The organism is Mucilaginibacter sp. PAMB04168, assembly GCF_039634365.2.
Taxonomy (GTDB): domain Bacteria; phylum Bacteroidota; class Bacteroidia; order Sphingobacteriales; family Sphingobacteriaceae; genus Mucilaginibacter.
Genome location: NZ_CP155079.2, coordinates 203,149 through 223,163 on the forward strand (window position 1 = coordinate 203,149; position 20,015 = coordinate 223,163).

Consider the following 20,015-nt stretch of genomic DNA (forward strand, 5'->3'; position numbering starts at 1 on the left):
TATTTAGAAACTCGTTGATTATAGTTGTATGTATTGAGGTTAGAGCCCGAAGTTTTCCTTGTTCTAAGCAATACAAAGTGGCCCTTCTATGATTTAGCTTTGTAACAGTATTATTGATATGGTTGGCGAGTTCGACTTTTATCCGCTTACTTCTGCAAAGAAAGAAAAAGCCTCAAATTGATAATATTTGGGGCTTTTTCTTTATCATTATATCTGCTTGTGGTATAGTGATAGGTACACAAAAGCCATTAAGGTACACCAGCTTTGTCTTTGTAAGTAACTGTATCAGTATTTATAGCTGGTTTTTCTGATTTTGCAATTCTTAATCATTGAAACCAAGTGGTACACAACACTCACATCCTGTTTTATCTAAATAAAATTTGGAATATTTTTAAGAAGGTTTTAGCCAGGCAGCCGGTGCTGTGGCTGGTGTTGTCAATAAACTTTTATTTTGGTTTACAATCTTTAGGCCGGGGGCTTCATCCAACTAGTTTAGTTGTGCAGTTACCAATGCCTTTCCATTATTAATTATTAAAATAGCGACACTTTATTATGATGACCAACTTGATTGATAGCCTACAAAGAATAATAGCGCTAAGTCCGGAAGAAAAAGAAACCGTCACTTCTTTATTCAAGGAAAAGACTTACAAAAAAGGAGATTTCTTCTTAGCAGAAGGACAGGTTTGTAAACAGGTGGGGTTTGTTATTAAAGGGCTATTGCGATACTACATCAATCACGATGGAGAAGATAAAACATACGACTTTGCACAGGAAAACAACTTTGTTTGCAACTATGAAAGTTTTCTGCCGCAAACATCATCTACAAAAAACATCCAAGCGTTAGAGGATTGTGAAATGCTACAGATCTCATTTACCGACTTACAACTGTTTTATCAATCTGTGAGCGGAGCCGAGCGGTTTGGCCGGGTAGTAATTGAACAGGTTTTTGTACAAACCCTGCAAGACTTGAGTTCGTTCTATACAGACACACCAGAGCTTCGCTATGAAAAATTTCTGAAAAGGCACCCGGGCTTGCTGCAAAGAATTTCGCAATATCATATCGCATCGTATGTAGGCGTAAAGCCGCAATCTCTCAGCCGTATCCGCAAAAGAATTTTCACAGAAAAATGATTTGTTAACCCAGGTGCATGAATGCCGGATTTGGGTTAGGGAACTTTGTGTCATCATTTAAAATAAATAATCATGACACAAAGAATTTTTATTGCAATCGCATTCCTCACAGGGTTGGGAATGATTTTTATCGGAACCAGGTTCCTTTTGGCGCCCGAACCAGCAGAAGCCGGTTACGGCATACGCTTTAACGAGCACGCCGACTACTCTTTCCATTACATTAAAGGTATCCGTGATGTGTTTTCAGGTTTAGTAATTTGCCTGCTTATCTTAACTAAGCAAACCAAAGCATTAGGTATTACGCTGGCGGCAGGAACCATTATCCCTGTCACCGATATGCTGATCGTATTAAGCAAAAGTTATAATGGCATCCCTCAAGCTATCCCTCATATAGCCGCCATTATCGTTTGCGCCGCTGCCGGAACTATCTTATTAAGCCATAAATCCTCAAACAAATAAAACCTTAACCAAAGCTATATGAAAACGCAAGGATACATCAAGCTAATCAGTTCAGCAGATACTCATAAAGAAAGTGTGATTGAATTTAACATCATTCCAAACGAAAAGACGCCATGGCATTACCACACACTTTTTGCAGAGACTTTTGAAGTGCTACAGGGTACGTTGGAAGTAGGACTGAACAACCGGGTGCATCAGTTAAAAGCAGGTGACAGGGTAACGATCAAGCCTAACGAGAAACACTACTTTCACAACGTATCAACTGAGAACTGTTTAATACAAGTAACAGTAAGCCCTGGCAATAAAAACTTTGAAAATGCGCTGCTGATATCAAAAGGACTGGCAAAAGATGGCCTGGCCAGTGCGGCAGGAACACCCAAAAAACTTGCTGACCTTGCTTTGTTCGTTTACTTAAACAACTCTAAAATGGTAAGTCTACAAAAGATCGCAGCACCTCTTTTTAATTATCTTGCCAAGAGGGCCATTAAAAAAGGACGGTTAAAAGAATTAGAATTGAAATATTGCAGCTAAAATCTTGAGTCTGATCAACCCGTTATGTGATTCACAGGCATAGCCTTAATACAAGTTTAATTATTCAACCTATGAAGCCACCGGTGCTAAAAGCATCGGGGCTTTTTCCCTTTGTTAGCAGATAATCAATCAAGATTCGCAAACACTTTGGCAGGTCTTGGTTCGTTCGTCTAGGATGCCTGCATTTGCCAGGCCTTCCTTTTCAATTTGTTTCTTGCCCCAATGATGCAAATGCGCTATAAAAGGAATCAGCTCTTTGCCTGTTTCGCTAAGTGAATACTCCACTTTGGGTGGTACCTCGTGGTACATTTTGCGGATAATCAGTTTGTCTTCTTCCAGTTCCCGCAGGGTTTGGGTAAGCATTTTAGTGGTAATATCAGGTAAGGTCCGGTTCAGCTCCCCGTAGCGTAAAACCCTTTTCATATCTAAATACCACAAAATGCGTGCTTTGTATTTGCCGCCAATGCGCTTAAAGGCGTAATCAACCGCACAAAGCTGTGTCGCTTCAGTCACTTTGGATTCATTTTTCATTTCAAAATTATTGTAAAAGGCTGTTAATCAGTAATACACACTTTTGGGTACATAAGATACAAAAAAGTACATACTTGCCAAATATATACAAATCGGATAGTATTGCAGCACATTAGATTACACTGTCAAGTCCTAAGCAAGGCTTGATATTTATTCACATACAACAAAAACATACGATGAAAGAGCTTGAAAATACATCAGACCATAATGCAAGCAAACGAATGATGAAAGCAGTAAGACTGCACGAATATGGCGGCCCCGAAGTATTGCGCTATGAGGACGCACCTGTTCCTGAACTGAAGCCCGGTAAAGTGCTCGTGCGCGTTCATGCAGTTGGGCTTAATCCGCCAGACTGGTATCTGCGCGACGGTTATAAATCACTGCCGCCCGAATGGAGACCTCAGGTACCTTTCCCCATTATTTTAGGCACAGACATTTCGGGCATTGTTGAAGCGGTGGCAGATGATGTTGAAGGTTTTTCTATTGGTGATGAAGTGTATTCGATGGTTCGCTTCTTCAGCGTTGGCGAAAGCAGTGCCTATGCCGAGTATGTTAGCGTACCTGCATCAGAACTGGCGCTCAAACCTGCCGGTATTGATCATATCCATGCTGCCGGAGCGCCAATGTCCCTGCTTACAGCATGGCAATACCTGGTTGAGGTGGGGCACGATGCACCCAACCCCCTTAAGCCCAACAAGCATCAGCCTGTACCACTTGAGGGAAAGCGGGTGCTGATTAATGGAGCCGCAGGCGGTGTAGGGCACTTTTCGGTCCAGATTGCCAAGCTGAAAGGTGCACATGTAATTGCCGTGGCATCAGGCAAGAACGAAGCGCTGCTGCGCGAACTGGGTGCTGATGAATTTATAGACTACACCCAAACGCCTCCCGAAGATGTGGCCCAGGACCTGGATTTGGTATTGGACGCTTTGGGTGGCCCCACTACCGGCCGCTTTTTGCGCACGCTTAAGCGTGGTGGTGCTCTGTTCCCGGTGTTCCCTTTGGGTTTTGAAGGTGCCGATGAAGCTAAAAAGCTCGGCATTACGGTTTCAGCCACACAGGTTCGCTCAAACGGGGCGCAGCTTGCGGAGCTGGCTCACTTGCTTGACAGTGGAAAGATCCGCGTGGTAGTGGATAGTACGTATGCGCTTGCCAATGCGCGCCAGGCGCACGAACGGGCCGAGAAAGGTCACATTCAAGGCAAAATAGTGCTTACTGTTGCCTGAGTGGTTCACTATAAACGAGTTTAACATACAAGCCTTCCCGATCCTGGGATGGCCTGTATGTTATTAAATGGTGAATAAGAGAGATTAGAAGATAAAATTGCACCTAGGATAAAGCGGACTTAATGCTGTAAAAACTAACAACAGAGGGTTCAAAACTTAATAATCACTTAATGCAAAATTGAAATAATTGCTACAGCACCCGCATACTTTTGTAGCGATATGTCACACTCAGTTGAAGTATACACCGCCCAATGGTTAAACGGAGATGAGCGCGCCTATAAAGGTGTGTTTGACCATTATTACCCTAAATTGTATGCCGCGGGTTACCGCATGCGTAAAAACAGCGAGGAGTGCGAGGAATTGGCTATGAATGTACTGTTAAAAATATGGCAGCATAAAACAGTTATTCAAAATATCATAAATCTGGAAGGTTACCTCTACGGCATGCTAAGGCAGGAAATTAGCCGTATGGTGAGAAAGAAGATTTTTAAAACGCAAGAGTTGAGTGTGGTAGAAGAACACCAATTTTTTACCGAAGTTGACGGTCAGTTCAATCTTAAAGAATTACAATTTAGGTATGAAGTTGCACTATCAAAAATACCAGCTAAAAGGCTGGAGATTTTTTTGCTTAGTCGTGATCAGGGCTATACCTATCAGGAAATTAGTCAGCTGCAAAACATCTCCAGCAATACCGTGCGCAATCACATTGCTTCGGCCCTTAAACTCTTAAAAACCGAGTTGCACGAATACTCAGATATTTTTCCGCTATTTATTCTAATTGCTGTTTTAAAGCGCTAAGGCCTGTTTTTCTTTGCCGGCGTTAAGCGGGTGTTAAGTCCATATCAAGTTTTTTATTGTCATAGTACATCCCTGGTACTTTGGGCTTCTTACCTGTAGAATGCCCAACAGGATAAAGAAACCCTCAAAGCAAGCACTCATAAATTATTTTAATGGGAATAGCTTGGCCGATGAACATAAGGCTATAGAAGTCTACCTGGCGATGGAAGCAGACACAGCTTATGTAGAGCAGTGTTTGAAAGATGCCATGGCTAATACAGATGCTGATATTTTGCCGTTAAGCAGCGAACAACAAGAGCAGACATGGCAAAAGTTTGATACCCTGCTATCTCATCAGACGGCCAAATTACAACCTAAGCATAGCCGTAACTGGATGGCTTATGCAGCGGCTATAACGGTGTTCATGTTATCGGCTACGTTTGCTTTTTACTTTAAACAGCCGCCAAGCCTGCTGCAATCAGCAGTGGTTTACCAACGTATTGAGGCGGGGTATGGCAAAATAGATCGTATCACGCTTCCGGACAGTAGCCGTTTGTCATTGTTTCCTGGAACGGTTATAGATATACCAAGTGATTTTAATGCAACAAATCGGAAAGTATTTTTAACTGGCCGCGCCTACTTTGAGGTTGCCCATAATAAACAAAAACCTTTTTATGTAATCACCTCAAAAGTAACCACCCGAGTACTGGGTACCTCGTTTGAAGTTAACGCAGCCAAAGGAGCAAGCACGGCATCTGTATTATTACGCACCGGCCGGGTATGCGTACGTAGTAAAAAGTTTAAACAATTAGCTATTCTGCACCCGGGCCAAAAGGTCACTTTTCAGGAGGTTACAGGTAATTATACGATGGAGCGGGTACAACCCGATCGGCTACTGAACTGGATAGATGGTGAGTTGGCATTTGATCAAACCAGTTTTGCCCAAATCTGTAAAGAACTCGAAAAATGGTATAACATTACCATTAGCGTTCAAAGCAAGCCATTACTAAACAAGAAAATTACGGCTGATTTTAAAGGGCAATCATTACCACAAGTGCTTGACATTCTTTCGGCAACTGCCGGCTTTAAGTACAAAACAGGAAAAAACAGCATTCATATTTATTAACGAAGGAGGGCATGAACCAATAGTTTACTCATTAAAAACCGCCCTGCGTTAACAGGGCGGCAATCCAATCAGCTGATGAGCATCAGCCAAAAAGTCGATTTTTTAATCACAGGGCGGCAACCCTATAACCTATCAAAAGTAACAATGAAACCATCATTATGGCTTATTATATGTAATAAATTTCAGCGGTGTTTTACAATGGTGCTACTATTAACAGCACACACCCTAACGGCTGCAGCAGCGCAGGTACTTGAGCAAAACTTACAAATGCAAGCAGCGCAATACAGCGGCCAGCAAATTGTTGAGATTATAAAAAAACAGGCAAATGCGCAGGTTTCCTTTGATGAAACTGTAAACCGACAACTTAGCCGTACAATAGCGGTAAGAAAAAAGTACGCCACCGTTAAAGAGGTATTGGCATGGTTAAAAACCGATGCCGGTATTGCTTACAATAACCAGGGTAACTATATAGTACTAACTACTTTACAGAGAGTTAGTGCTCAGGATAGTAAAATTACTGGTAAGATTACCGACGAAACAGGTCAGCCTTTACCTGGCGTTACCATACGCATTGTAGAATTAAACAGAGTTGCGATAAGTAATGCTGATGGAAATTTTTCAATCAATGCCGTACCGGGTAATTACACAGTTGATGTCAGCTATGTTTCTTTTGAAACACAGCATTTGTCTAGCATTAAGGTTAAAGCAGGCGAGAGCACCATACTTAACATTGGTATGAAACCTTCCACGAAATCCCTGAACGAGGTTTTGGTAACAGCATTAGGTATAAGGCGTGAAGAAAAATCATTAGGCTACTCAGCTCAAAATGTAACCTCTAAAAGTCTGGAAGACGCTAAAACCAATAACTGGGTATCATCCCTGGCTGGCAAGGTGGCAGGGCTGAACATCGTAAGCACGGGCTCAGGGCCTGTTAGTTCGTCGCGTATTACGCTCAGAGGTGAGTCATCATTAAATTTGGACAATAACCAGGCATTAATTGTAATTGACGGTATACCTGTAAGTAACCGAATTACCGGCACAGGCTACAAAGCGCATTTAGCCGCCGATAGCCCTGTTGATTTCGGATCGGATGTATCGGACATTAACCCAGATGATATTGAAAAGGTAACTGTATTGAAAGGACCGGCTGCTACTGCACTTTATGGTAGCCGTGCAGCTGGCGGAGCGTTGATTATTACTACAAAATCGGGTCAGCGAAATGATAAGGGCTTAGGCATCACTTACAACGGCAACCTGAGTTTTGATGGTGTAATGAAATGGCCCGATTACCAGTTTGAATATGGTGAAGGCCGTACCGATAAGTATTACTCTTACGGCGACAGCCCCGATGGTGTTAATACGGCAGCAGCCGCAGCACAGGGCAGGGCATGGGGCCCTAAGTTTGATGGGCAGATGTATTTTCAGTATAACCCCAATTCGCCTGATGGTAAGCCAACAGAGCGTACTCCTTGGGTTGCGCGTAAAGACTATATCTCCAAATTTTTCAACACCGGTGTTACTCGTACTAATAATGTTTCTATTGAGGGTGGTAATGAAAATGGTTCGGGCAGGTTATCGGTTACTCATTTAAAAAACGACTGGCTGGTTCCTAATACAGGTTTCGAAAGATTATCAGTTGCCCTATCGGCCAATCAAAAGATATCTGATAAGCTGAAAATATCTGGTAAAGCTAATTACACTAATAAACGCAGCGATAATCTTCCATTATCGGGTTACAATAACCAAACCATCATGTACTTTATGATATTGGGTACCACTCCCAATGTGGATATTGACTGGTTTAAACCATACTGGCAACCTGGCCAGGTAAACATTCAGCAAAGGCTGCCCTTTAATCCCGGTCCCGACAACGTATACCTGCAGGTATACGAAATGCTGAATAAAATTAACAAGAACGGTGTAATTGGTAATGTTATGGCCAACTATACTTTTAACCCTAAACTGGAATTAATGCTCCGCTCGGGTGTCGACCTTTCAAATGAGTTCCGTTCGCAGCAACGTCCCTACAGCATGACTAAGTACCCTAAAGGAAGCTACCGAGAGCAAACCGTTTTCAATTTCGAGAGTAATACCGACCTATTGTTGTCCTACAAAGATAAGATCACAAATGATATAAAGTTTTCGGTATCGGGTGGTGGTAACTTAATGAAGCAGACGTATAATTTTGCTGGTATTTATGCAGACCAGTTAGCGCAACCCGGCATTTATCAAATATCCAACAGCTTGGATCAGGCCGTTGCCGATCCTAACAAAAGCGAGAAAGCGATCCACAGTTTATATGCTTTTGGCCAGCTATCTTATCATGATTACGCTTATTTGGATGTTACTGGCCGTAACGATTGGTCCAGCACGTTACCATACGGAAACAATTCGTTCTTTTACCCATCAGTAAGCACCAGCTTTATATTAAGCGATATGTTTACACTGCCTAAAGCAGTGTCTTTTGCTAAGTTCCGCTTTTCGTGGGCACAGGTTGGTAATGATACCCGGCCGTATCAAACAGCCAAGTATTACGATAGAATATATAGCAACAGCTTTACCAATCCAACCACACTGTTCAATGCCAATTTAAAGCCCGAGATTACCTCCAGTTTTGAAACCGGTTTGGATATGCGCTTTTTCCAAAGTCGTTTAGGGATAGATTTGGCCTTATACACCAATAACAGCCGTAACCAAATTTTGGCTATTCCGCTCGATCCTATCTCAGGTTATTCAAGCGCTCTGTTAAACGCGGGCTTAATTAACAGCCGGGGTATTGAGTTGCAACTAACCGGAAAACCTTTTAATAATCCGCAGTTTAAATGGAATACCACTGTTAATTTTTCCAGCAACCGCAGTTATGTAAGAGAGTTGGCCCAGGGCATTACCAACCAGGTAATTTATAATCACGATACCAACGTATCTATTGAAGCACGCGTAGGCGGCCGTATGGGCGATATGTATGGTCGTGGCTTTCAACGCTCACCTGATGGAAAGATTATTTATGCAAGCACCGGCGTACCGGCCGAGTTAGACCAAACGCTTAAAGTTTTTGGCAATGCTTTCCCCGACTGGAAAGCCGGATTACAAAACGAGTTCACTATTAAAAATTTCAGAGTAAGTTTTTTAATTGACGGGCAAAAAGGAGGCAGCGTATTTTCACAAACCAGCCATAAATTAAATACGCTGGGTAAAACCAAAGTTACCCTGCCGGGGCGCGATGGCGGTATAGTGGGCGATGGCGTGGTGTTACAACCTGACGGCAGTTACAAGCCTAATACTGTAAACGTGCCGGCCAGTAAATATTATGACGAATATTACAAGATCACCAACGCTGAGGTGAACATTTATGATGCCTCTTTCATCAAACTGCGCGAAGCCAGGATAGATTTTAGCTTACCTGCCAAAATGATAACCAAGCTGCATCTAAAACAGGTTATGCTAGGTGTTTATGGACGTAACCTTTTAATTATAACTAATTTTCCTGCCTTCGATCCCGAAGCGGCCAATTTAAATAACGGTACCATAACGCCTGGTGTGGAACTAACACAGTTTCCAACCGAAAGAACCTTCGGCTTAAACCTTACACTCAAACTTTAACATAACAGTTATGAAGTTTAATATTATACCTAAAGTTGCTGCCCTGCTACTGGCAACAACCTCTTTACTGGTTTCATGTACAAAAAACTTTGAAGAATTAAACACCGATCCTAACCGGCCTAAAGAAGTTACGCCCGGTGTAATGCTCGGGCAAATGGAGTATAAATTTGTGACCAGGAGCATTGATGGTTCGCGCCGCTTTACGCATGAACTGATGCAGGTTACCGCGCCCCGGAGCAGCGTAAACGGTGGCATACACCGTTATGTAATTACACCCAGCAGCAACGATTTCCTTTGGACCGGCTTTTATAGCTCGTTAACCGATGTACAAGACATGTATTCTATAGCCTCAAAGCTCAAAGAGAACAATTATATGGCTATATCCCTCATTTATAAATCATGGGCTTATTCTATACTCACTGATGCTTTTGGCGATATACCTTATTCAGAATCTACCAGAGCTACGGAGGGTATATTGAAGCCGGCATTTGATCAGCAAAAGGATATATATCCGCAAATATTGAAAGACCTCGCTACAGCTAATACGTTGCTCGACAATACCAAGGCACTAACCTACGGCGGCGATTTTTTGTACAATGCCAATGCCTTAACCGGTAGCACTAACGACGGTATTAACCGATGGAAGAAATTTTGCAACTCGTTGCGTTTGCGCTTGCTGCTCAGGATTTCAAAACGAAGCGGGGATGTTAACGTCAATAGTGAGATTAACGCCATACTGGCCGATCCGGTTAAAAATCCGGTATTTACAACCACCAGCGATGATGCCATTTTTAGGTTTCCGGGTACATTTCCTTTCTTTAACCCTTACTACAACGCACGCTTAAGCGATTGGCGCCAGGGCGATTATTACACCAGGTTCTTCATCAACAAAATGAATACTGATGAAGACCCGCGCAGAGCAGTTTGGGCAACGCAGGTAGCTGTAAACGGCGCTAACGTATATCAGGGGATTGATAGCGGCTATCCGTCGAGTACCGAGTACGTGGTTGATAAAAACTCGAGCTACAGCGATGGGTTAAAAACCCTGCCCCAATTAGGTATAATGATGACCTATGCCGAAGTGGAATTTATTAAAGCCGAATTAGCTCTTAAAGGCTTTGCTACAGGCAACTCATCACAAAAGCATTATGAAAACGGCATTACTGCATCTATGACACAATGGGGTGTGCCTTTGCCTGCCGGTTATTTGCAAAAAGCTGGTGTAGCTTACAACCCGGGCGCCAGTACTGATGCACAGTTGCAACAAATAATGCTGCAAAAGTATTACGCTTACTTCTTTGTCGACTATCAATCATGGTTCGAAAAAAGGCGTACAGGGTACCCTGTATTACCAAGAGGTACCGGCATACCCGATGGCAATGTGTTTCCTTCAAGATGCCCTTACCCGGTTTACCTCCAGTCATTAAACCCCGATAATTTGGCTAAGGCTGTAACCGCCATGGGTGGCGATAACAGCAACATTAAAGTTTGGTGGGACAAATAAATCATTTAACATGAAGAATAGTATAAAACGCAAATTAGCTGCCGGTGTCGCATTACTGGCAATAGCGTCAACCGCATTTGCACAAAAAGCTCAAATATTAATGCCTCAGCGGGGGCTTTGTGCACACCGGGGTGGGTTTGAAAGCACGCCCGAAAACACGGTTCCAGGCTTTAAGGAGGCTATTAAATACGGCGCGCAAATGATCGAGTTTGATATACAGTTCACTAAAGATAGTGTGCTGGTTATAATGCACGACGGCACCGTTGACCGCACCACCAACGGCAGTGGAGCAGTGGCCAACATGACCTTGAGCGAGATACGTAAGCTGGATGCGGGAAGCAAAAAAAGCAGCAAGTTTGCAGGTGCCAAAGTGCCTACGCTTGATGAAACCCTTGCCATGATGCCAAAAAATGTATGGCTTAACTGCCACTTAAAAGGCGGTAATAAATTAGGTGCTGCCGTTGCGTTAGTGATTCAAAAAACCAATAGAATGCACCAAGCTTTTTTAACCTGCGAGGAAGATGCCGCGCAAGGTGCCAGAGCGGCTTGCCCGGCTATATTAATTTGTAATGCCGATAACCGCTACCGCGCTAACGTACCGCAGTATGTGGCTGCAACCATTAAAAACAAGGCAGAATTTATTCAATTGCTGGTTTTAAAACCAGGCGAAGACCGTAAGGAGCAAATTGATCTGCTGAAAAAGAACCATATCCGCATCAATTATTTTTATGCCGAAAAGCCGGAAATGATGGCTGGCTTATTTAATAGTGGTGTTGATTTTATATTAACCAATAACCTGCCCCTTTTTACTGGCGAAGCAAAAAAGCTGGGCATAGTGCCTGTTAAGCCGGTTTATTAAATAATTAATACAACAAACAGCATGAAATTTAAGATAACTATAATGCTTGTATCTATGGCTTTGCCCGTATGTTATGCGCAAAAAGCACAACCTAAAAAAGATGATGATGCGGGCAAAACGCATAAAACCCTCATCGTTTTTTTTGACGGCTTGCGCCCCGACTATATTAATGCTCAAAATATGCCTAACCTGTTTGCTTTTAAGCAGCAGGGAGCATACGGCAATCAACACCACAGTGTGTTCCCTACCGTTACCCGGGTTAACTCATCGGCTTATTCAACCGGTAGTTACCCGGCCAAAACCGGCTTAATGGGTAATACGGTTTATTTTCCACAGGTAGATTCATTAAAGGGTATGGACACTGGAGATGCCATTAATCTGCAGAAAATTAACAAAGCTACAGATGGTCATCTCCTTACTACTGTTTCTTTGGGAGAGGTATTACAGGCGGCTGGTAAAAAGATGATGGTGTTCAGTTCTGGCTCTACCGGGCAGGCCCTGCTGCAAAACCACACCATTAGCGGCGGCGGTATTGTTAATCCGGACATGATATTGCCCGAAAATATTAAAGAGCGCATCATTGCCGAAGTGGGTCCCATACCGGCAAGCAACAAGCTCGATAATGCCGCTAAGCATCAGTGGGTAACCAATGCGCTTATTCGCTATGGCCTGGCTGCCGATGGCCCCGATGTAAGCGCTATTTGGTTATCTGACCCCGATGGTGCGGCGCATAGCACGGGCATTGGCTCGGCAGTTACCATGGCATCCATCAAAACGGTTGATGCACAGTTTGGGCGTATGATTAAAGCCATTCAGGAGAAAGGCATTATTGATCAAATCAACATTCTCATCTCTACCGATCATGGGTTTATTACACACACCGGTAATCAGGACGTAGCCTCGTTACTTATTAGTAGCGGTTTAAAAGCGGCCAGCCCAGTTACCGATGTAGTTGTATCTGAAAATGCCATCTACGTAAAAAACCACGATCTTAATAAGATTAAACAAATTGTTACCTTATTGCAGGCCCAGCCATGGGTGGGCGCCATATTTACCAAAGGCAAAAAAGCCGGAGATTTAAAAGGGGCTGTGGCCGGTACCCTGTCTTTTGAAGCCATACACTGGGATCATCCACAAAGGGCGGCTGATATTGTGGTATCGCCTAATTGGAATGATGATAAGAATACCTTTGGTTATGCTGGCATGGACAATAGTAAAGGTGTGGCGGGTCATGGCGGTACTAGTCCGTACGAGATACACATTCCTTTCATTGTATCCGGACCTGATTTCAAGAAAAAGTACGTAAGTGAAATTCCTACATCAAATACCGATATTACGCCAACCGTACTATACCTGCAACATTTAAGTGTGCCCCAACAAATGGATGGTAGGGTGGCAACCGAAATGCTGGTTAAAAGCTCGTTAAAGCTACCTGCGGTTAAAATTCAGCATATTGAGGCATCAGCGGGCACAGGTAAAACTTCATATAAACTTTATATGCAACGATCAATTGTAGGGAAGCAACAATATTTTGATTTTACCAAAGTTACCCGGCAATAAGACTTAAAACACAAGAGGATGATTGAATCTATTGAAATTTTAGTCCGATAAATATGGTAAGAGGCTTAGCCGTCTAAATAATCTACGTTTATCCGCCAAATCACTACTAACAGGCTTATGGATTCATTTCGTTTTTTGTAACAACTGCAGTCTGATAACAATGTCTTTTACCCAGATAAAGTTTTTACTTTAGTTGGCTTTCTTCTACTTAAAACCCTTTAACCACAATGTTTTACAATGAGTTAAAGGGTTTTTTGTTTCTTGCTGGTTACTTGTGGTGTAAAACAGGAAAAGTGTTAGGTTTACCTATTTTTCACGTAGGATATCAAAATACGATTTAGTTACAACTAACTATTTGGAGAGAAAAAGTTTCGTAATATTTTAGAAATGTGTTTCAGCTCAAAAGGGCTGTTAAAAATTTTATTATATATGAAAAAACATTTTCTTTCCTTTATAACAGGGCTATTTGTCCTTGTCATAGCATCATGTAGTAAAAGCGATACGGCAGAGCCATCAACCGCTGGTACTGGTACTGTTGAACCAACGCCTACTAATCCCAGTAATGGCGGCATAACCGACCCTGTATTTTCTAAAGAAGTTACTGGAAGTGCGTTTGCTGCTTGTGTTGACGATAACAAAAACATATTTGTTCTGGGGTATTTTGGTCCACAATACCAAACAAAGTTTAAGATATACAAGCTAACACCTAATGGTGCAATTGATAAATCATTTGATATTGATAAAGACAAAACCTGGTCAGACAATTTGCCCTCAAGGATAAGTATGATCGCTCTTCCTCAGGGAAAAGTTTTGATATCAGGTTCTTTTAAGGTTGATGGGGTTAGCAAATTTCTTATCCGTCTTAATGCAGATGGATCAATAGATAAATCTTACACTCCAACCACCCGTATAACATCAGTTAATACCCTTGTTAAGCTGACTGGTGGAAGGATTGCTGTTCTCGGTAGAAACACATTTGCCAATGGTTTCGGAGAAGCACACTTTTTCAGTCTTAACGAATTAGGGGAATATGACAGAAACAATGGGTTTCGCATCCAGGATGATAACACAGTGCTTCTTGATTTAATTGAATCAAAATCAGGAAAGATTTACCTTTCAGGCTTTTTCAGATTATCTGCGGGGAAATCAACAACTTACTCTATCGCAAGGTTTAACCCAGCTGATTTAACAATTGATGAAAGCTTTGCACAAGTACAGGATTACAGAAGCCTTGGGCAAAATGCTATTGAATTAAATGGTTCCATTATAAAAATGGTTGAACAGTCTGATGGGAAAATTATAATAGGTGGATCTTTTGACAAGTTCTATATACCAAACACAAGGGATAATATAACTAATTATCACCAGGTAGCTAGAGTGAATACAGACGGATCAATTGACGCCACTTTCAAGAATAACAACAATTACACTTCTGACTTAAGTGCTTTGGTAGGCACTTCAAGCGATCAATTACTTTTAGGCCGTCATCTGAGTTTAACGGCTTCGCAAGGGGAAAGATATCTTGAGCTCCTCGATAAAAATGGTAATATTTCGCCGACGTTCAAACTTGGTATGGAAGGAACGAGTATCGCAGGAATTGTTCGCCAGGACAACAATAATTTTATTGTGTTTGGAGCCTTTGGATATGACAATAATCCTGCTTTGTATCGTGTAAAATTATAAATAAATCATATTTAGCAGTACCACATGCTTTGAGGAAGTCCACGAAGGTATTTCTATTACAAATTATTTAGCGCGAAGGTACCAGGCTCATCTACTTTGAGCACCGGTTGTTGAAAATGGTTCTAATTGCAGCCCATCAAAGCGATGGGTTTGATTTCGGGAACCTGCCGCTTAACGCTACCTTTAAACATGGCTTATTCGTAGTCATGAGCGATGATATAACTTTTCATTATAACCCCTGGTAAGATATAGCCAGTAAACAGTCTAAATTCTAAGTCTGATGAAATCTCTCGCGGGGAAAGCATTCCAAACCCATTTATTAATACGCCCCTGAAATTCTTGCAGATTCAGTAACGATTTGCTAACTGACTGACTTTATAACAGCAGACTATCCTTTCAATCGATAGCAATATTCAATATATTGCCTTTATGAAATTACTATTGTACACGCTGTTAATTGCAAACCTGTTTTTTGGCTCGAACCGGCCGTTTTGTAGTGCGCAAACAAAGTCAGTTACGCCTGCTATCGCTTTTCCGGGTGCCGAGGGGTTTGGCAAGTATGCTACAGGTGGCCGGGGAGGACAAGTAGCTGAGGTTACCAACCTGAACGACTCAGGAGCAGGCAGTTTCAGAGATGCTTTGAAGATGTACCCTGGAGAACCTTTAACCATCGTTTTTCGCGTGGCCGGGATCATCGATTTAAAATCGGCAATTAAAGTTAGCCGCTCAAACCTAACTATAGCCGGTCAGACCGCTCCTGGCGAGGGCATTTGCCTCAAGGGTAACTCGTTCATATTAAACGGAGGGGGCAGAAATGGCAATATTATTATAAGATATTTACGATCCAGGCCGGGGAGTAATTTAGCGCATGGCATTTACGGTTTCGATATGGAAAACATGTCGAAAGTAATTATCGACCATTGTTCTTTCAGCTGGGCTAATGAAGAATGTGCAGCCATGTACGATATAAAAAACGTAACAGTACAGTGGAGTATTGTAAGCGAGGGCTTATACAATGCCGGACACCATAAAGGTCTGAGAAGTTATGGAGGTGTATGGGGCGGGCAAAATGTTACGTATCATCACAACTTGATTAGTAACCAAAACAGCAGAACGGTGCGGTTTAATGGTTCCCGTGCTCATGATACTCTTGCGGTGATTGATTACCGAAACAATGTTGTTTACAACTGGGGGCGCAATAACGCCTGTTATGGCGGAGAGGTAAAGATTCCGAATGGGCGGTCTGAAATAAATATGGTAAACAACTATTATAAACCAGGTCCTGCTACATCAACGGCGAAACAAATTTTTTGTGAAGCAGAGTTTTTTCCCGGAAAGGCATCTTCCAGTACCGGCCAATGGTATCTGGCCGGAAACATAATGGAGGGTAACGCTGAGCTCAACAAAAACAACGCTGTTGGTCTTGAGCTTTCTAAAATTCCGGACACGCTCCGAAGCCGTGCACTGGTAAATCATCCCTTTAAGGTGGAGGCCATAAATGATCAAACAGCGCGGGACGCCTACCAGGCAGTGCTTAATAAAGTTGGCGCTATTTTGCCCGTACGCGATATTGTGGATAGCCGGTTAATTAATGAAGTGCGCACAAATCGGCCCACCGGAATTGGGTCATTCGGAAAGCCGGGGATAATTGATGACCCTAAGGCAGTTGGTGGATGGCCTGCTTATTCAACGGCAGTTGCACCGCCTGATTCAGACCATGACGGTATGCCCGATGCCTGGGAAACTGCAAATGGATTAAATAAAAATGATGCTAACGATAGAAATAAAGTGTGGAGCAACGGTTACACGATGCTGGAAATTTACCTTAACCAGGTAAAGTAAAAAATTACAGTGGAGCATCGAGGTATTAACCGGGGTTTTGTAAGCGTTTTGTTCATTTAAAAAAGTAACAGGCAGCGACCACAACTGCCTGTTACCAATTATTGAACACTTACTAACCAGGTCATCAGAAATGAAGAAGGATGACCTTAGCCGGTATGATCTTGACACACATCAGGTAGTCCCTTGATGTGAGATTTTATTTGGTATTGCTACCACACTTTGCACAGATGTTGAAGGCTCTTGTTTTGCAGCCGGTGGTAAATCTTGTTCATATTGGGTGTGGTGCCTCCACGTGTTAATCTTTACCGTTGTATTTTCACACTCACATTAATATACGGACGCCGCTCATAATCTGAGGTAATGGCATTAACTAACATGATACCGTATTTTCCTTCGGGTGTTAAAAAGCAGATTGTGCATCCTGGAGATAGGCCAGTGGCAAAGTTTGTTGCGTTGATGGCCGTAAGCCCTGGGTTACGGGCCTTTGCCAAGGCATCAATGGTTGATGCCGACACTGCATTGTATAAGAAAGTATTTGTTTGGCTGGTTTGCGGAGCACTGAATTTTGTTGCCCTTTTTGTCCAGGCACTTACATCATACAAAGGAAACGGATTGGTTGGCGCACTGATAGAGTACAAGTTGTAAACGTACGGATTGGTTGCAACATCTTGAGGAGTTGTACTTGGGTTTGGCCTTCTCCAAATACCAAAATCTATTTTTGCAGAATTGGCTTGACCATTGGTATAGCTATAGCTTGTAGCATCGCTGAGCGAAAAGTAAGCTGGTAAAACCTTGGCAGCTGTATCTGGCAAATAGATATTTCTATTTGCATAAATCATATAACTCGGATTTACCTCTATGGTTACCTTTTTGTAGCCATCTCCAATGTAGGTGCCTTTTTGGTTCATGGCATAAATGCGATAACTTGTTTTACCGTCTCTTTGCATTTTTAACTTTAGCACATCAGAGTAACTTCTCCGTCGGGCATTATCGGTGACGTTAATCACAGTACGCTCGATGCCGTTTTGCGACCCGGCAGAGCGCTCAACAGTGATAGAGTACATATCTTGTGCGGCCGAATTAATGGTGTAGTCTACATAAACGCTATCGCCGTCGTTCACCAGCTTATAATCGGTTACGGCAAGGGGGCTTCGGTTATTAAAAGTAACCGTAACATCATCGAACATATTAAATATGTTGTCGGATTTTTTTGCGCATGAAGCAAGTAAAACTATGCTTAAGCCTGTAAAAAATAACTTTTGAATATTTTTGATTCTCATTGTTCAATCATTAAAATCACTTTTATTGAATTTGTATCAGTAACCTATTGCAACGGATCAAATGTCCCTCCGGCCCAGCCAATGGTAGGCACAATGTTGGCTCCATTATTAACAAAATCGTTATGAAACGTGTAGAAGTAATGGAACTCAGGTACACTATAAGCCGAATACTGATTATTGGTTATCAATACATAAGGCCTGAAATACCGCAGATACGTAGCTTTATCATTGATGTTGAGCGTTTCCCTGAACATTACGCCATTGGTAACGGCTTCTAAAACGCCCTTGTCACGCAGGTCATTTCCAACAGGCGGGTTAACCAAGTTAATTTCGATTTTTGTCATGTTCCCGGTAAGCAGGTGCATCTGGCGGGTTCTTCTCAAATCCGCGTTGCGTTTGTTCTCAAAGGCAAATTCAACCATCCTTTCGTTGAGCAAGAGTGTGCGCATCTGGTTTATGCCGGTTACTACACCCAGGCCGTAGTCATTGCTGCCGTTGCCTTGCACTATACCGGCTCTTATGCGTATCTGCCTAACCATATCTTTGGCGCCGGTTATATTGCCGGTCTCGTTCATGCAGTCTGCATAATTTAACATTACTTCAGCCAGGCGCAGTTCTATCCAGTCCATACCACTGCCACCAATGTTATTGGTGTACCTCACGTTACCTGCGGCCAAACCTGGTGTGGTAAAACGTTTACAGTATACGCCATTGCCATTGCTTTCGCCAAGGGCAGTGTTATAAGTCCATTGCTTCCTGTTAGCGTTGCCGCTTAACGGCCAAATGCTGCCGTTGTAGGCAATGGTAGCTTCAAATCGTGGGTCGCGGTTTTGCCAAAACATCACATCATCATACGGAAACTGGGTTGATGTTCCTCTGATGCTACCATCAAGCATAGGGTAGGCATCCAGCATTTTCTTAGTTGGTGTGTAACCCTGATAAGGCGATCCACCTTCAGATGCTGGCCGCATACGGTTCTCACCATCATGGCCCCTTCTTTCAACGGTGCTCGAATAAGTGCGTACCAAAATCGCTTCCGTATTGGTGGTTCCCTCTACCCTGAAAATATCGCCATAATTGGCCATCAGCTTTTTTCCGCCCGCTATACACAGGTCGTAAGCTTCTTTGTTGGCTTGTAAGGCGGTTTGCCACCGGGCAACATCATTAGCAGGGTTAAATTGCGGGCTTGCCCAATAAAGCAATACTTTGGCTTTTAAACAGCTGGCAATTAGCTTGGTTATTCTTCCTCTACCTGTACCATCATCCGGGTTAAAGCCTTCCAGCATGGTAATAGCATTGTTCAAGTCGCTGAGGATAAGGTCGAAGCATTCCTTAGCGCTTTTTCTGCCGTCCAGGTAAAGCGATTCCGGCCGTTGTGGCTGTGTTATTAACGGCACACCACCATACACCTTAACCAGCTCAAAGTAGGTCATGGCCCGTAAGGCATAATACTGGCCTAAAAAAGTGCGCTGCGTTGCTTGCGGTAAGGTGCCAAGCGGAATATTGGTAATTGCCTCGTTACACCTTGCAATATCAAAATATTTGTTGCTCCCGGCGTTACCGTTATAAGTGTTTCCGGTTAGTCTCACGTCGTTATTGCCCAATGCGCCTTGTAAGCCAAGGGCAGCCCGTGCCCACTCATCGCGGTCGGGATAGTAGTTTTCATCACTGGCCAAATGCACGCCACCCCTGTCTGGTATCAGTTGGTAAGGAAACTGGGGGATAACTACGTCATACACCCGGTTTAGCTGTAGTTGCACAGCCCCTTCGGTGCTCCATATGGCGGCATCAATACCGCCTGTGTCGCGTATATCAAAAAACTCATCTTGTTTACAGGAAGGCAAACAAGCCGCCAAAACCAAAGCAAGAACCGATTTTGTTATATTATTTTTTATTTGCTTAATCATAC

16 protein-coding genes are annotated in these 20,015 nt (G+C 42.8%); 13 read left to right on the plus strand and 3 right to left on the minus strand.

Annotated features, from left to right (window positions below; translation table 11 throughout):
- The first annotated feature begins 552 nt into the window (after nt 1-552).
- The 3 genes from ABDD94_RS00875 to ABDD94_RS00885 all read left to right on the plus strand — a co-directional run bounded on the left by ABDD94_RS00875 (nt 553) and on the right by ABDD94_RS00885 (nt 2,121).
- Nucleotides 553-1,131: a Crp/Fnr family transcriptional regulator gene (locus ABDD94_RS00875; RefSeq protein WP_345954281.1), complete on the plus strand. Its 579-nt coding sequence runs from the start codon at nt 553-555 to the stop codon at nt 1,129-1,131.
- Between the two features lie 72 nt (nt 1,132-1,203).
- Nucleotides 1,204-1,590, plus strand: a complete 387-nt coding sequence (locus ABDD94_RS00880; protein ID WP_345954282.1) for a DUF4267 domain-containing protein — start codon at nt 1,204-1,206, stop codon at nt 1,588-1,590.
- A gap of 18 nt (nt 1,591-1,608) precedes the next feature.
- Nucleotides 1,609-2,121 (plus strand): cupin domain-containing protein, encoded by a 513-nt coding sequence (locus ABDD94_RS00885; RefSeq protein WP_345954283.1) that lies wholly within the window; start codon nt 1,609-1,611, stop codon nt 2,119-2,121.
- A gap of 129 nt (nt 2,122-2,250) precedes the next feature.
- On the opposite strand, the gene ABDD94_RS00890 is transcribed toward ABDD94_RS00885, so the two are convergent.
- Entirely contained in the window at nt 2,251-2,652 is a 402-nt protein-coding gene (locus ABDD94_RS00890) for a winged helix-turn-helix transcriptional regulator (protein ID WP_345954284.1), read from the minus strand.
- 176 nt (nt 2,653-2,828) lie between these two features.
- Here ABDD94_RS00890 and ABDD94_RS00895 point away from each other — a divergent pair, with 176 nt between their 5' ends.
- From ABDD94_RS00895 to ABDD94_RS00940, 10 genes are all read left to right on the plus strand, one after another.
- Complete coding sequence (locus ABDD94_RS00895; RefSeq protein WP_345954285.1) at nt 2,829-3,875, plus strand: NADP-dependent oxidoreductase; 1,047 nt, start codon at nt 2,829-2,831, stop codon at nt 3,873-3,875.
- A gap of 219 nt (nt 3,876-4,094) precedes the next feature.
- Nucleotides 4,095-4,673 (plus strand): sigma-70 family RNA polymerase sigma factor, encoded by a 579-nt coding sequence (locus ABDD94_RS00900; protein ID WP_345954286.1) that lies wholly within the window; start codon nt 4,095-4,097, stop codon nt 4,671-4,673.
- 100 nt (nt 4,674-4,773) lie between these two features.
- Nucleotides 4,774-5,778: a FecR domain-containing protein gene (locus tag ABDD94_RS00905; protein ID WP_345954287.1), complete on the plus strand. Its 1,005-nt coding sequence runs from the start codon at nt 4,774-4,776 to the stop codon at nt 5,776-5,778.
- A gap of 198 nt (nt 5,779-5,976) precedes the next feature.
- A complete protein-coding gene (locus ABDD94_RS00910) occupies nt 5,977-9,378 on the plus strand; it encodes a SusC/RagA family TonB-linked outer membrane protein (RefSeq protein ID WP_345954288.1) in 3,402 nt (1,133 codons plus the stop codon).
- Between the two features lie 10 nt (nt 9,379-9,388).
- Nucleotides 9,389-10,882 (plus strand): SusD/RagB family nutrient-binding outer membrane lipoprotein, encoded by a 1,494-nt coding sequence (locus ABDD94_RS00915; protein ID WP_345954289.1) that lies wholly within the window; start codon nt 9,389-9,391, stop codon nt 10,880-10,882.
- 10 nt (nt 10,883-10,892) lie between these two features.
- Complete coding sequence (locus ABDD94_RS00920; RefSeq protein ID WP_345954290.1) at nt 10,893-11,741, plus strand: glycerophosphodiester phosphodiesterase family protein; 849 nt, start codon at nt 10,893-10,895, stop codon at nt 11,739-11,741.
- A gap of 21 nt (nt 11,742-11,762) precedes the next feature.
- Complete coding sequence (locus ABDD94_RS00925; RefSeq protein WP_345954291.1) at nt 11,763-13,301, plus strand: alkaline phosphatase family protein; 1,539 nt, start codon at nt 11,763-11,765, stop codon at nt 13,299-13,301.
- Nucleotides 13,302-13,730: 429 nt separating this feature from the next.
- The gene (locus ABDD94_RS00930) at nt 13,731-14,984 is read left to right on the plus strand and encodes a delta-60 repeat domain-containing protein (protein WP_345954292.1); all 1,254 of its coding nucleotides are present in this window, start codon (nt 13,731-13,733) and stop codon (nt 14,982-14,984) included.
- Nucleotides 14,985-15,100: 116 nt separating this feature from the next.
- Complete coding sequence (locus tag ABDD94_RS00935) at nt 15,101-15,229, plus strand: hypothetical protein (protein ID WP_345954293.1); 129 nt, start codon at nt 15,101-15,103, stop codon at nt 15,227-15,229.
- A gap of 184 nt (nt 15,230-15,413) precedes the next feature.
- Nucleotides 15,414-16,826 carry a pectate lyase gene (locus tag ABDD94_RS00940; protein ID WP_345954294.1) on the plus strand — a complete coding sequence of 471 codons (1,413 nt, stop codon included), beginning with the start codon at nt 15,414-15,416 and terminating at the stop codon, nt 16,824-16,826.
- Nucleotides 16,827-17,128: 302 nt separating this feature from the next.
- On the opposite strand, the gene ABDD94_RS00945 is transcribed toward ABDD94_RS00940, so the two are convergent.
- Nucleotides 17,129-18,013: a hypothetical protein gene (locus tag ABDD94_RS00945; RefSeq protein WP_345954295.1), complete on the minus strand. Its 885-nt coding sequence runs from the start codon at nt 18,011-18,013 to the stop codon at nt 17,129-17,131.
- Nucleotides 18,014-18,150: 137 nt separating this feature from the next.
- Nucleotides 18,151-20,013, minus strand: a complete 1,863-nt coding sequence (locus tag ABDD94_RS00950) for a RagB/SusD family nutrient uptake outer membrane protein (protein ID WP_345954296.1) — start codon at nt 20,011-20,013, stop codon at nt 18,151-18,153.
- Nucleotides 20,014-20,015 lie beyond the last annotated feature (2 nt).